The sequence below is a fragment of the Sorangium sp. So ce693 genome, assembly GCF_051521375.1.
Classification (GTDB): Bacteria; Myxococcota_A; Polyangia; order Polyangiales; family Polyangiaceae; genus Sorangium; species Sorangium atrum.
The window spans coordinates 7,830,425-7,844,586 of record NZ_CP150347.1 but is presented as its reverse complement, the minus strand read 5'-3'; the positions used below and the strand labels follow the sequence as shown (position 1 = coordinate 7,844,586).

Annotated in this window: 11 protein-coding genes; 4 read left to right on the top strand and 7 right to left on the bottom strand. The window is 67.7% G+C overall.

The window, feature by feature from the left end; genetic code table 11:
- Nucleotides 1–308: 308 nt before the first annotated feature.
- Entirely contained in the window at nucleotides 309–1,274 is a 966-nt protein-coding gene (locus WMF14_RS29100) for a PAS domain-containing protein (protein WP_437791239.1), read from the top strand.
- A gap of 73 nt (nucleotides 1,275–1,347) precedes the next feature.
- Nucleotides 1,348–2,421, top strand: a complete 1,074-nt coding sequence (locus WMF14_RS29095) for a cyclase family protein (RefSeq protein WP_437791236.1) — start codon at nucleotides 1,348–1,350, stop codon at nucleotides 2,419–2,421.
- A 334-nt stretch (nucleotides 2,422–2,755) separates the two neighbouring features.
- On the opposite strand, the gene WMF14_RS29090 is transcribed toward WMF14_RS29095, so the two are convergent.
- Entirely contained in the window at nucleotides 2,756–3,934 is a 1,179-nt protein-coding gene (locus WMF14_RS29090) for a lipase family protein (protein ID WP_437791233.1), read from the bottom strand.
- 186 nt (nucleotides 3,935–4,120) lie between these two features.
- Complete coding sequence (locus tag WMF14_RS29085) at nucleotides 4,121–5,293, bottom strand: lipase family protein (protein ID WP_437791231.1); 1,173 nt, start codon at nucleotides 5,291–5,293, stop codon at nucleotides 4,121–4,123.
- 448 nt (nucleotides 5,294–5,741) lie between these two features.
- Between WMF14_RS29085 and WMF14_RS29080 the strand changes: the two genes are divergently transcribed.
- Complete coding sequence (locus WMF14_RS29080; RefSeq protein ID WP_437791228.1) at nucleotides 5,742–6,059, top strand: hypothetical protein; 318 nt, start codon at nucleotides 5,742–5,744, stop codon at nucleotides 6,057–6,059.
- A gap of 205 nt (nucleotides 6,060–6,264) precedes the next feature.
- Here WMF14_RS29080 and WMF14_RS29075 read toward each other — a convergent pair whose 3' ends face one another.
- From WMF14_RS29075 to WMF14_RS29060, 4 genes are all read right to left on the bottom strand, one after another.
- Nucleotides 6,265–6,951, bottom strand: coding sequence for a translation initiation factor IF-2 (locus WMF14_RS29075; protein ID WP_437791227.1), 687 nt, complete (start codon nucleotides 6,949–6,951; stop codon nucleotides 6,265–6,267).
- Nucleotides 6,952–8,018: 1,067 nt separating this feature from the next.
- A complete protein-coding gene (locus tag WMF14_RS29070) occupies nucleotides 8,019–8,357 on the bottom strand; it encodes a tyrosine-type recombinase/integrase (protein WP_437791224.1) in 339 nt (112 codons plus the stop codon).
- Nucleotides 8,358–8,374: 17 nt separating this feature from the next.
- Nucleotides 8,375–9,667: a trypsin-like serine protease gene (locus tag WMF14_RS29065; RefSeq protein WP_437791221.1), complete on the bottom strand. Its 1,293-nt coding sequence runs from the start codon at nucleotides 9,665–9,667 to the stop codon at nucleotides 8,375–8,377.
- Nucleotides 9,668–9,752: 85 nt separating this feature from the next.
- Nucleotides 9,753–10,301 (bottom strand): hypothetical protein, encoded by a 549-nt coding sequence (locus WMF14_RS29060; protein WP_437791218.1) that lies wholly within the window; start codon nucleotides 10,299–10,301, stop codon nucleotides 9,753–9,755.
- Between the two features lie 1,267 nt (nucleotides 10,302–11,568).
- Between WMF14_RS29060 and WMF14_RS29055 the strand changes: the two genes are divergently transcribed.
- Nucleotides 11,569–12,843 carry a metallophosphoesterase family protein gene (locus WMF14_RS29055; RefSeq protein ID WP_437791216.1) on the top strand — a complete coding sequence of 425 codons (1,275 nt, stop codon included), beginning with the start codon at nucleotides 11,569–11,571 and terminating at the stop codon, nucleotides 12,841–12,843.
- A 113-nt stretch (nucleotides 12,844–12,956) separates the two neighbouring features.
- On the opposite strand, the gene WMF14_RS29050 is transcribed toward WMF14_RS29055, so the two are convergent.
- Nucleotides 12,957–13,994 carry a PA0069 family radical SAM protein gene (locus WMF14_RS29050; RefSeq protein WP_437791214.1) on the bottom strand — a complete coding sequence of 346 codons (1,038 nt, stop codon included), beginning with the start codon at nucleotides 13,992–13,994 and terminating at the stop codon, nucleotides 12,957–12,959.
- Nucleotides 13,995–14,162: the final 168 nt, after the last annotated feature.

The window sequence follows — 14,162 nt, the reverse complement described above, 5'->3', positions numbered from 1 at the left end:
CCGCTTCACCGCCTCGGTGACGTCCTTACCCGTTCACGGTCGCTCTCCTCCTCCTCCTCCTCCTCCTCCGTCCAGGCCGCGGGAGCCCTGGCGGCGGGGCCTCGATCGGCCGCTACCTCGTGCTTTCGCGGCTCGGCGTGGGCGAGGTCTATGCAGCTTCCTGCCCTCGCGCTCGACCTGGGCCCGCCTCTCACTCTGGCGGAGGCAATGCGTCCCGCGCGCCAGGGCCGCTATCGGGGCCTTGGATACCCAGGAGAATTGTGATCCACCCAAGCTCGAAGCTGGGATAGCATCGCCCTGGGAGGGCGATGGACGAGCAGAACACCGTGGCGATCGAGTCGGAGCTGGACGCATTGCAGAAGGAAGTGCAGCGCCTGCGCTCCCGCATCGCCGAGCTGGAGGAGGCCGACCGCAGCCCCCCAGAGCGCTTGCTCGACGTGCTGCCCAGCCTCGTTTACGTGCTCGATCTCGATGAGCGGCGGTACATCTACTGGAACCGGGAGCTCGCCGATCTCGCCGAAGGGGGCGGCGGAGCCGCGGTAGGCCCGCTCCGCGGCGGCGGCCTGTCCCCCCTATTCCATCCAGACGATATCGGTCGCATCGAGGAGTACCGGGCTCGCGTGGCCGCCTCGGAGAGCGGGGAGCAGGCGACGGTGGAGTACCGCGCGCGCGGTCGCGACGGCGGCTGGCGCTGGTTCTTCGAGCGAGGCGTCGCCCTCGGCCGCGATCCGGAGGGACCGGGGCGCCGGATGCTGGGCTCGGCGCACGACATCACCGCGCGCAAGCATACGGAGCAGATGCTCGAGCGGAGCGAGAGCCTGCTCCATACGTTCCTCGAATACACGCCGTCCATGATGGTCGCGGTGGACGCCGAGGGCCGGCTCCTCCTCGTGAACCACGAAATCGAGTCCTTTTACAGGATGAGCCGCGAGGAATTGCTCGGGCGGGTCGTCTACGACATGCTCCCGGCGCTGGCGGCCGCCTCGATACGAAAGGCCAATGAAGAGGTGGCAGCCGCCGGACGCCCGGGCGTATCCGAGCATGTGCTCGTCTTCCCGAACGGTCCGCGCAATTACCTGTCGACCAAGTTCCACATCCGCGACGCCGCGGGGAAGATCTACGCGGTCGGGACGGTCTCGGTGGATATCAGCGCGCTCCCACCGAGAGGCCGGGTGTACGCGCGTGCGTACAAGGCTTCCACGGCATTGGAGGGATCCGCGAGGACCGCGGGAGAGCCGTATCCTGGCGCCCCTGACGGTGTACTATGTCGATGACATGCGCCCGCACCCATCCCTGGAGCGCGGGGCGCTGTCGGTACAACGAGCGATGGTACCCAGGAGGTCGTCCATGAAGCCTGGAGTGATGCCGTTACGTGGCGCGATCGTGGTGACGATGGTGATCAGCCTGATCGGGGGCGCGGCGCTGGCTCGGGGCGTGCCGATGCTGCGGAGTTACGATCCGGTGCCCGGTCCCTCGCCGTGGGGCCCTGATGACGAGGCGGGCGCCTCCAATACGCAGACGCCGGACAAGGTCCTCGACGGCAAGCGCCTGATCAAAGAGGGCAAGGTCTATCGCCTGGGTCACGTCTACGAGCCGGGTATGCCGGCGTTCCCGGGCAACCAGGGGCTCTCCGTGGAGGCCGGGCCGACCACGGTGATCCGGCAGCAGGTCACGAACTCCGAGGTGATGCACGGGGAGTTCGGCCAGATGGGGACGGAGTTCGACGCGCTGGGCCATTTCGGCTACATCCCTCCCGGGAGCTCGGACCCCGCCGACGCGCTCTTCTACAACCAGTTCACTGGCGCCGAGATCCTCACGGGAGACGGGCTCGCGCACCTCGGCGTCGAGAACGTGAAACCGATCGTCACGCGCGGCGTCCTCCTCGACGTCAAGCGCTACGCGAACGGTGGGGAGACGCTCGCGTTCGGCCAGGAGATCACCCTGTCCATGGTGATGAAGACGCTGCGCGCGCAGAAGATGGACGCGCGCGACATCGGCGCCGGCGACGTCGTGCTGATCTTCACGGGCTGGGAGGAGAACTGGGAGCTCGGCACCGAGGGGTATTACACGCAGCCGGGCGTGGGGCTGGCCCAGCCGGGGATCGGGATCGAGGTCGCGATGTGGCTCTCATCGAAGGGAATCGCCTGCGTCGGGTCGGACAACTTCGGCATCGAGGTCCTCCCGCCGAAGGCTCCGGTGGCGCCGGGGGTGATCTTCCCGGTGCACCATCACCTGCTGGTGAAGAGCGGAATCTTCCTGCACGAGGCGATGGTGCTCTCGGAGCTGGCAGCGGATCTGGCCGCGGAGCTCGAGGAGCGGCCGCACGGGCACAGGAGCCCGTACGAGTTCTTCTACGTCTACAGCCCGCTGCCCCTCCGGGGCGCGTCCGGATCACCGGGGATCCCGCTCGCGATCCGGTGAGCGGATCGGCGCCCCGCAAGATCGTCGACCACCTCGGTGCAGGGCGCCAGCACGAGGACGGCCAGCGCCGTGCTCCCCGGGATCACCGGCGCGGCGTGGCCCTCGATCTTCTGCATCAGGCTCCGCAGCGTACCCCGGGCGGCGCTCCACTGCGGCCGGCCATCGGGCGGCCCGCCCTACCTTGCGACGACCACGGTCGTGACGCTGTAGGCCTCGCCGAAGCGCGCGTGGACGGCGACGAGCTGCCCGTGATGCCGGGTCCCGCCGAACACCTCGACCACCGCCTGTGTTCTGCCTCTGTCGGAGCCTGACGGCCCGCCCGGCCATTCCCGGTTCACAGGAGTCCCACGCTGGCGGCGCCTTGCTGGGATGCGCGCATGTAATTGAGCGGCGCATGATCGGCAAGGGAGCGGCGCAGCGGAACGCGGTCGAGGAAGGGGAAATCGACAAAAACTTCTTGCTGGAACCACGCCATCGCAGCCGAGGCAAGGGTCGTCAGGAGCGTGCACGCCCGCCTCGTCGAAGCTCGGCTTGGCATCCATCCAGCGCCTTCCTTCGCGGTGTACAGCGAGCCGAAATGCACGAAGGGACCCATGGTCCACGCCGGCAGGTGCGGGAAGACGTCGTTGCGGTAGACGTGCCTGAAGAGCATTTTCCCGAGATCTCGTTCGAACCTGTCCTTGAAATCGTGGTAACCGACCATCGGCTGTCCGTACGTGTAGACGCCGCGCAGCTTCTCCCGGAAGTAGGCGAGCCGAGGATCCGCGAAGAGGAGCGCCGCCATAATGACACCGAGCGCGCCCCCCAGGCTGTGACCGGTGATGTAAAGCGCCTCCAGCACATCGGGGTCTTCGCCCCTGGGCGGCCGGAGCACCCCGCGCGAGGTGCCCATGTCCGCCCCGGCGTGGCGCCGATCGTCCGCGCAGTCCCGCGGGTCTCTCCTGAGGCAGTCGCTCCACATGGCCCTCTCCCGCGCGACCGCGTCGCAGATGGATCCGCCCTTGCGGGCGCTCTGGAGCAAGTTTCGCAGGGGCGCAGCCAGCATCATCGCCGTGCGGAAGAAGCCACCATGGATATGCCCCGCTGAGAGAAAGGGAACCGCCCTGGAGCTGGCGTTTGACAGCCAGTTGACGATGTTCAGGATCCCCGTGCCCCGGAAGCAGAGGACGCACAGCCTCCCGTCCTCGCTCTGTACGAGATACGCGGTCGTATCGGTGAGGAGCGCAGGGCTCCTCGCCGTGAGCGCTACGGTTTCGTTCCAGGGGACCCCGGCGCGTCGATGCATCACCTTCGCAAAGGTATCCGGGTCGGAATATGACCACGATGACGCTGCGCCAAGGATAGCTGCCACGTGTCGGTCGTATTCCCCCGCGTTCGCCCGAACCATATGGTCGACATGGTCGACGTGCTCGATCCCGGCCGCCGCAGGCGACCAGGTCTCAATAGATCCAGTCTTCTCCCCGTACACATTGCGCCTGGAGAACCTGGTCATGCGAATGGCATCGAATTTCATGTGTCGCCCTCGCCTTGGTTACACGTTGCTTGTATGAGGCGCGGAGAGTGCATCGTTTGTTGCTAAAATCTCTTCGTGTCTTTCGACGTCTGCCGTGCTGCTGGATTCGTCGAGTTCTTGCGCTCCGCCTGCCGTCGGTCGGTCGACCTGACGCGCGTCATGCCATCCATCGATTGGTCGGACATTCTATGTGAATGTTGCGCCGGTGGTGCCTGCCTCGGACGTGCGTAAGTAGTGGATCGGCAGATGGTCGGCATACGAGATGCGCAGCGGAAGACGACCGAGGATGGGAAACATCTCCTGCATGATCCACGACCCGGACGCCTTGAGCATGGAGCCGACATAGGTCCACGCCTGCGTCGTCGAGCCTCGACTCGGTACCCATCCAGTACCTTCCTCCGAGATGTACAGCGAGCCAAAGTGCACGAACGGGCCCATGGTACATGCCGGCAGGCGCGGTATGGAGTCATTGCGATAGACATGCCTGAAGAGCCGTTTTCCCAGGTCTCGTTCGAACCTGTCCTTGAAGTCCTGGTAACCGACCATCGGCTGTCCGTACGTGTAGACGCCGCGCAGCTTCTCCCGGAAGTAGGCGAGCTGAGGATCCGCGAAGAGGAGCGCGGCCATGATGACACCGAGCGCGCCCCCCAGGCTGTGACCGGTGATGTAAAGCGCCTCCAGCACATCCGGGCCTTCCTCGCCGGGCTGCCGGAGCACCCCTTGCGAGATGACCGGATCCGGCTCGGGGGGGCGCAGATCACCCTCGCTGTACTGCGAGTACTCCTTGGCGCAGTCACTCCACATGGCTCGTTCCTGCGCGACCGCGTCGCAAATCGATCCGCCCATGCGGGCGGTCTGGAGCAAGCTCGTCAGGGCGGTGGCCAGCACCATGACGCCGCGCAAGAAGCCGCAATGGACGTGCCCCGCGGAGAGGAAGGGTTCCGCTTTGCAACTGGCGGTCATTAAGGCTTGGATCGCGTTCGCCAAGTAATCCGCGCCGGGGAAGCAGAGGATGCACAACCTCCGGTCCTCGCTCTGGACGAGGTATGCGGTCGTATCCGTGAGGAGGGCAGGGTTGGCCACCGTGAGGCGTACGGTCTCGTTCCAGGTGATCCCGGCGTGCTGGTGCATCACCCTGGCGACGGTGTCCGTGTCGGAATAGGCCCATATCGACGCTACGCCGAAGACAGAGGCGAGACGGTGGTCGTGTTCTCCTGCCGTCGCCTTGATCATGTAGTCTACGTTGACGACATGTTCGCGCTCGTTCTCCAGCGTGAGCGATCTTGCAGCGGATTCGGCATCCTCTGCGCACGCATCATACTCGTGGCTTCTGGTCACCCGAATTGCCTCGAACTTCATATGCCACCCTCTCTCGGGCCCCACGCGACGGCTGGTTTTATAGCTCGTTCGCCTCGTGACGCCAAGCGCCGGATCGCCGCTTGGCGCTCAGGCGTTGAGTCCCGCAGCAAGCTCGAGAATCGAACGATGAGGCTCTGTCCCACGCAGCTCTGAGGCGAGTTTGCGAGAGATGGCAGAGGGCGCGGCCGTCTGCACCCGTGATGTTCTGGGCAGAAGTCTGTCTCGGCGCCGCGACGCTCGCCGTCCCCGCACCATCATGATGCAGCCTGCCGCCGCGCGCCGCAGAGGGGAACTGGATCCTCGCTCAGCGTCAGAGATCGAACAGCGTCCCCTGCCGGCTCGGCCGCCGGAACGTCGACTCGCCCTCTCCCTCGCGCTCCTCGCGCGCTTCCGCGCGCCACGTTGAGCCCGAGCCGCTGGCAGTGGACCGGCGTGCTCCACGACGCTGATGGATCAAGGGGACGGCACCTACGTGGTGACGGCGATGCGGGTTACCGACGACGATCTCGAGAGCCCGGCGGAAGCTCTCGCGCGCTCGGGCGATGCGACGGCCGGCACCGTGATCTCCGGCGTGAGCGACAGCGCGGATCTGGCCTTCGACGCGGCGGGGAACCTGTGGGTCGCGACGGGCGACGCCATCCTGCGCTACGACGCCGGGCGACTCGCCGCCTCGCTCCGTGGCCATCGAGAGCTCCTGCTCAAATGGTTCCGCGCACGGAGCGCCTTCGCTCATGGCGCCACCGAGGGATTCAAAATAAAGCGATAATTACGGCCAGAAAAGCGTATGGGTTTCGGACCTGCGAACACGGGGAGATCGCCCTCTGCCACGCGCTCGGGAACCTGCCGGAGCCCGAATGGATCACCCACAAATTTTTCTGAAGAGGCCAAAAAGTGCGCTCCGCTGATCCGCCTACAAAAACCAACAGATCCAACGAGTTCACTCGGCTGTGTAATGCCAGGGCGACGAGGGACTAGCGCAGCGGGGGCATGTCCTGCATCAGATCGTCGATGCAGGATTTCCAGGTGGAGGGCTCGAGGAGCTGCGAGAGCTCGTCGGATGAGCCGCCGAGCGCCGCTTCTTCAGCCGTGCCCATCGCATCCATGAGGCTCCGCAACCTGGCGCCGTCGCCGCGAACGAAGCAGCCGACCATGCTGGCCGCTTGCACATAGAACATCACGGCATCGTCCGTGCGAAGCGTGTATGGGACCGCCTGCTCCATCACCTGCAGGGGCATCGGCGCGTCCCTCACCTGCTCGAGCCTGACCGGGTCGAGCCACCATGTCTCGCGCGCGACATGCATGGCAATGCCCTCTTGCGCCCAGGCCGGCCCCAGCATGCCATGGCTCATCAGCACGTGATGCGTGTACTCGTGCAGGACGCTGGCCCGAATGTCTGCGCGCGTCGTGACCACGTGCAGTGCGCCGTCGTAATAGGCGACCACGCCGCGGTTGGTGCAAGCAGCAGCCACGAGCAGCTCCGTGTCGAGGTACGCGAAGACGTCAGGGCGCTGGGCTTCGAGCTTCAGCTGGGCGAACACCTCCCGTTCCGCCTGCTCGAGGTGATAGAGGAGGGGCAGGTGTGCATCGTCCGGCAGCCTGGGGTCGACGTACAGGCGCCCGGCATCTCCCCACGTCTCGTTGCGGAAGCGGGAGATCAACGTCTCTCGCGCCCGGGCTGCCTCTCTGGGGTCGGTGCACAGCCCGGGCTGCAACCTCCGCTGGAACGCGGACTGCTCCAGCCGGCGCGCGCGGCGCGGCGCGGCGGCTGCCTCCGTGGGGGCATCGTCGAGCGGACGCTCGAGCGGTTCCTCGTCGAGGCGGGGAGACGGGGGCTCCTGGGCGGCTTGGTCTTCCGGACCGCGCGCCGGCGCCTGCAGCGATGTCGGCTCGGTGGGAGGCCTGCCGGGCGCCGGCCGGCTCGGGACGGAGCTGGCCCTGCGCTGGAGCGCGCGAGGGGAGGGTGGCTCGGGCGCGGAGGCGCCAGATGGGCCCGCCGGCGGGCTCGGCCGCTGCGGGGCGGGGGTGCTCACGATACCCGAGCGCCGCGCCATCCACGCGATCACCGCGATGATCATGACCAGTCCGAGGCCGAGCGCGAGGCGGCGAGCAAGTGTCACGGTGCGATGATAGCAAGCATTGCGCCGCGTAGACTCTGCGCGGAGATGGGTACACCCCATCTTTTGTTGGAGCCTCCTGGTACTGGTCAAATTGGAACAGGGAGGCGGGGAGGCGGGGAGAAAAAACTGAGTAAATCTCCGTGTCTCCCCGCCTCCCTGTGATCTTTCTCGGGCAAAGTTGACCACCACCAGCCTCCTCCAGCACGGAGATGGGTGCCACCCGTCTTTTGTTGGAGGCCTCGCCGCCGCCTTTTCGCTGTACGTGCCGCTCACCGCCGCCCCGCTCGCCCTCCGCGCCCCGCCCGGCCCACCAGCCGCCACCCGGCGACGCTCTGGACCCGCAGCATCTCGGCCAGGCCGAAAGGTTACTTTCTGCATCTGCACGGCCCGCACCAGACTTCCCCGTAACGCCACCTCGCTGCCACGAACCGGCTTCGTTCAACACGATGTTTGCCCGGACGCTGCCGCCGCTCTTGCCCGCCTCCGGGCAAACGCCTATTGGTTGGGCGGCATCCTGGGCTTTGGCTTTATGGGTGATGAACGCTCGCGATGACCTCCGCGTACCGCTCGGTTCTCGCGCAGACCCGTAGAGCGAGCTGGTAGTAATCCTACTCCCACACGGCAAGAGGCGATCCCTCAATCTGCAACGCGCGTCGATAGTCGAAGGCACGGCTCGCTTCTCCGATGTAGTCGGGTTCGGAGTACGTTCTAATGCCGGCCGCGACATCGGCGGCGTGCTGGGCGCGCACGGCGGTGCGGTGATTGCGGAGTAGGGGGACCAGGCGGAGCGGCAGCATCGTGATTCGATCCTTCCGGCCCTTGCCGTCGCGAACGAGGATCTTGCGGCGCTCGAGGTCGACGTCCTTCGCGCGGAGCTCGGCGCATTCAAGCAGATGGAGGCCGGCGCCGTGGAGGAGAGAGGCCATGCGTCGCGGGACGCCGGTCATGCGCTCCAGGAGAGCGCTCACCTCGGTCGGCGTGAGCACCGCGGGGAGGCGGCGCGGCGGCGCAGCGCGCGCAGCCCGAGGACGAGCGCGCCCACCTCGACCAGCGCGAGCCAGCGCGCGCGGGCGCGCGGCGGGAATCGCTCGACCGCGCAGCCGCCCGCGGCCGCCGGCGGCGCGGGTGCCTCGTACCTGCAGCCGTGAGCGCGCGCCGCCCCAGCCGCGGGCGAGCAGACGCCCCCATGGGGGCAGGGCTCCGGATCCTCCGGGAAGCAGAGCGCGCTGCAGGTCGGGCTCTCCTCCCCGTCGAACCGCGCGCACATGCCGAACTCGCACGTCTCGTCGCGATCGCACCGGGCGCCGATCGCGCCCGGGCTCGGCCGGGCGTACCGGCACTGCGATGTCCCCGGCGCGCCGCCCTCGCAGCGCATCGAGGCGGGGCAGTCCGCGGGGCCTCCGCACGCGCGCGAGCAGTAGGGGAAGCTCGGCGCGTCCTCCGGCGACACGCAGAGGCCCGAGGCGCAGTTGCCCGGCTCCACGCAGGGCTCGCCGGCCTGCCCGCCGCTCTGCTCGATCGCCGCAAGCAGCGGCTCGATGAAGCCGCCGAGGTGTGCGTCGACGCGGACGGCGCTGGCGCGCACGGCGCACGCCTCGTCGCCGCGTGAGATCACGCCGAGGAGGATCTCTCCCCCGCCGCCCGCGCCGAGGACGGGCCCGCCCGAGTCGCCGGCGCAAGCGCTGGAGGGCGAGGGCGTCAGGGAGAACGTGAGCGCGTCGAGCTCGCCGAGGACGGCCGTCCCTTGCATCCTCCGGGCGTCGCCGCGCTCCTCGACGTCCTCCCTACCGAACCCGACAAACCGGACGCTCCGGCCGGCGTCCTCGTCGGTCAGGGGCTGCGCGCGCACCGGGATCGGCGCCACGTCGAGCGGCTCGCGCAGGAGCAGCAGGCCGATGTCATGATCGGCAGCGCCAGCGCGGTAGTCCGGCGAAGGCCACGCTTGCGCGACGCCGACGTGGACGCCCTCGACGGCGGACGGCCCCACGAGCACCGTGTCCGGATGGCCGGCGAGGCAGTGCGCCGCGGTGACGACAACGCGCGGGCGGATGATGACGCCCGTGCACCCGACCTCGCCGCCCGCGGCAATGCCGACGACCGCTGAGTCCTCGGTCGCCGGCGTGCCGTTCCTCACCTCCTGCCGCGCCTCGGCGGCGTCTAGCGGCAGGGGACCGTCCGCGGGGGCGCACCCCGTCCCGCGGAGCAGGAGCAGGGCGGCCCCGCAGGCTGTGGAGTGAACGCGGCCTCTTCGATGCATGGATAAGTTGTTGAGACAGCGTCACTTTTCCAGGATGGAGGTGGATCGCGTCAGGTTTGCTCGGCGCTCGCCGGTCGGCGCCGCGTCAGCGGGGCTGGCCGCAGTTCCCGGCGGCGCAGCACGAACTCGGCCCCGGGTTGTCGAACGCGATGCAGGAGACGACAGCGCCGTTGCATCGATCGCAGTCGCCGCCCGGCCATGTCCAGTACCAACTGGACGCGGTACAGCCGTGCTCCGCGTAGCAGGCGTCATGTACATCGCAGCACGCGCCGTTGCTCCCGCAGCTGTCGCCGAACCACACCCACGACGGCAGATCGCACCCGTAGTTGTCGTACTCCTGGCCCTGGAGCGAGTTCACGATCTTCGATTGGATATAGAGCGCCCCTTCGATGGAGTTCTCCAGGGTGGGGAGCTCATCGAGCTGGGGCCGCAGGCTGCCCTCGACCGGCGCGCCCTGGGCCTCCGCGCCCTCCTGGGCGAGCAGCGTCCAGCGGACCGTCTCCTCCTCGGCGCTGCCAAGCTGGTAGTCCACCGAGAACTGCGGTGTCCCTGCGCGATCGTAGATGTCAACGCGCACGAGCGACGGGCTGAGCTTCGCGCTGCGCGCGACCACGTTGTCGAGATCCATCGTCAAGGTCTCGGGGCTCGTGGCCTCCTCCCGGGGCGTATCGTTTTTAGCCTCATCGCCCGCACCGGCGCACCCGATGGCCAGGGTCGAACCGCACACGACGAGCGCGATGACGCCAGACGCGAATTGCATCATTTTCATGACAATTCCCCTTCGTTCCGTCGACGAGGCTGCTCTCGCGGCGCCGCCGACATGTTGGGCTCGAAGCAACTCGGACGCGATTGATTTAATGGAAGTGGTCTGTCCGTCAAGGTGATTTGGTAATTCGAGCCTGTAGCAAAAATGATAGATCCTCGTCGATCCACCCCTGGATCTCGGCATTGGTGTCCGATGTGCACGAGCTCGGGATGTGGCGCTGTTTGCCTGGTATTCGCGTCGGCTGATGCGGACTCGTCAGCTGGTACGGACTCGTCAGCTGGTGCGGGCTCGTCGGTTGATGCTGACTCGTCGAATTTGTGCTCGCGTCGAGCTCGCGATCCAGGCGACCCTGTCACGATGACGTGGCGTGGCGAGCTCCTCGGGCTCGTGAACGTCGGGCAGCGCAAGGTCTCCCGTGTTTCGTGCCCTTGCGTGCGTACGTGCTGCGTCCACTACCCCGGCGAGCAAACGGGTCTTCGCGCATCGATGAATCCGACCCGTTTCGGCGGCTTTCGCCCAGTGAGAGGGGGCTCAGCGCTCGCATTCAACCTTTCGAGGCCTGCTCGGCTACTTTAGCCCTTGTCATCGCGGGGGAGGCATTCGCCTCCCGCCACGAAACCCCACGTTTTTCGGGGTCCCCACCCCTCCGGCCTCGCTTCGCGAGGCTCTACATCAGCGAGCGCGGGTCTCGCTCGCTGATAGGCAGAAATCTGCGGATCGGGGTGGCTATCAACATCCTTCGCATGCGGCGAGACGATCTCGTAGAGCCAAGCGCTTTGGGTGCCCTCCTCCAGCGCCACGTACGTGTCGCCAGCGATCGTCTTGAGGCGCTCCGCAAGAGCTTGTCCGTCGGTCTCCACGACATGCGTCCCCAGCTGCATGCCGCTCTCGCTGAGGACGCCTCATCGAGGCGGCGATGGGCGAGCGCTCGATCGCAACCGCCGCGACGGACGACAGATCTCCGGCTGCCCAGTCGCTTTCGCGATAGAGGCGTGAAAGAGGTTCCGACGACGACGCAACGCGCGCGGGGCGGGTCGGCAAGGCGCGCGCAAGGGCAATTGCGGTGAAGGGATCGGGACACTAAACTTCATCTTATCAGCCTTGGCCGTCCGCAGCGCAAGGCGCGGAGTCGAACATGGACATTCCCGATTGGTCGAGGGCACGCCTGCGGAGGGCGCTCGACGCGCTGCCTCCAAGAAAGAGGGACTGTGCGCGCGATCTGCTCGAACGCGCGCATCGGCACGCGATGGCCGTGCTCAACACCGCCGGCGCCGCCTCTCAGGCGAACCACGACCTCGGCGTCGCGGCCCTCGGCCAAGCCGCCCTCGATCCCGTGGCCGAGGCAGAGATCCGGAGCTCGCTGCATCACGTCCCCTTCGTCGCGAACGACGGCGCGATCTGGGGCGTCGGTCTGTACAGGCAGCTCGACGTCGGGTGGATCACGTCGCTCATCGCCTGGATGATCTACTCGGACCGAATCTACGCCCCTTTCCCGGCGAACCCGCAGACGATCCGGATCCCGAACAAGACGACCATCGCGCTCCTCGGCGACTGGGGGGGCGGGCCGGCGAGCCTCGCTGGCCGCCGGGTCGGGCGAGCGGTCGAGCGCCTGAAGCCTGACTACACGATTCACCTGGGCGATGTGTACTACTTCGGCGGCTTGCTCGCGCGCGAACGGCTGAACCTCGTCGACATCTGGCCGGGCGCGCCTGGCACCTCCTTTGCGCTCAACTCGAACCACGAGATGTACGCAGGCGCGCAAGGCTATTTCAAGATCGCCCTCAACCCGCGGCGCCGAACGCCGTTTACCGCGCAGCAGGGGAGCAGCTACTTCGCTCTCGAGAACGACGCGTGGATCCTCGTGGGCATCGACTCCGCCTATTTTTCCGACTGGTGCGAGCTCAGCATGGTCGGACGGCTCGACGAGGGGCAGCTTGCGTTCTTGGACGAGCTGGCCAGCAAGGGAAAACAGATGGTCGTCTTCAGCCACCATGAAGGCCTCGTGCTGAACGGGACCGGAACAACGCCGCTTTGGGCTCAGGTGGCCCCTCTGCTCCCTCGCGGCGGCTACTGGTACTGGGGTCACGCGCACGCGGGCATCGTCTACACGCCGCAGCCCGGCGCCGCCCAGGGCGCGCAGATCCACGGCCGATGCGTCGGCCACGGCTGCATCCCTCAGGGCCGACCCTGGGGGCTCGACGCCCTGCGGTCCGGGCCGAACCCGACGGTCGCTTGGTTCGAGGAGACCCCGGTCGAGCACAGCAGGGGCCGTGTGAGCAACGGCTTTGCGCTGCTGACCCTTGAGGACCATCGCCTCACAGAGCAGTTCTTCGATGAGGACGGCAACCAGACCTATTCAACCTCGAATTCCACGGCGTCCGAGCCGCGGATAGAGTCTTCGGTCCGGTAGGCGCGCCGCGCGCAGGCTCATGCCGAGCGTGGCGAGGACACGAGGTGGCTCGGCGCGAGCACGGCGGCAGCTCCGTCGCGCGATGGGCCCAGGCATGCCATGCATGCCCACCCTCACAGGTCGAACAGCGTCCCCTGCCGGCTCGGCCGCCGGAAGGTCGACCGCTCTTCCGCCTCGTTGACCGCGTCGCCCACGCGCGCCCGGTTCAGGCCGAGCCGCTGGCAGTGGACCTCGAACAGCCGCTGGATGGCCGCCCAGCGCGGGCCAGCGCCCTGGAAGCGCGCCCCGAAGGCGGCCTCGTTCATCTTGCCGCCGCGCATCTCCTGGATGCCGCGGCGGACCTTGGCGGCGCGGTCCGGGAACGCCTCCTCGAGGCGCTCGTCGAAGACCGGGAGCACCTCGCGCGGGAGGCGCAGCGGCATCATGAACGCGCTCTCCGCGCCAGCGTCGCGGGCGCGCTCCAGCAGCTCCGGGACGTCGCTGTCGTTCAGGCCAGGGATCATCGGCGACAGCGAGATCCCCGTCGGCACCCCCGCGTCGGAGAGCGCCCGCATCGCCGCGAAGCGCAGCGACGAGCGGCTCGCATACGGCTCCATCTTGCGCGCCACCGCGTCGTCGGCGAACGGGATGCTGAAGTGGACCCGAGCGCGGGCCCGGCGCGCCAGCTCGCCGAGCAACGCGGCGTCGCGCCGCACGAGCGCGCCCTTCGTGATGAGCCCGACCGGGTTCCTGAACGCGAGGCACACCTCGAGGCAGCGGCGGGTGAGCTCGTAGCTCGCCTCGAGCGGCTGGTAGCAATCGACGTTGCCCGAGAACACGATCGTGTCTCCCTGCCAGCTCGGCTTGTTGAGCTCCTTCTCCAGCAGCTCGGGCGCATTCGACTTGACCACGATCTTGCGGTCGAAATCCGTGCCGGCGCCCCACCCGAGGTACTGGTGCGACGGCCGGGCATAGCAGTAGGCGCACGCGTGGAGGCAGCCCCGGTACGGGTTGACGCTGTACCGGAAAGGAAGATCGGGGCTGTCGTTCGCGGCCACGATGGAGCGGGCCTGCTCCTCGAAGATCTGCAGCGTCGCCGGGGGCGCCTCTTCGAGGTACTCGACCTGCGTGGACGACCACGGGTTCGGAGGGTTGTTCACGGGGCGCGGCATGGTGCGGAGTGCTCCGGGCGAAGAGGCGAGCGCTGCGAGCGCAGTGTAGCGCGTCCCGGTCAGGATGGGAGCGTTTGTTCAGTAGAGCCCGGCGGGCCCCGCCGGGGCGCCTGGGACGCACCGGCTGCGCCGGGCGTGCGTCCGGGGGGGGGCGACGGTGGGAAGAGC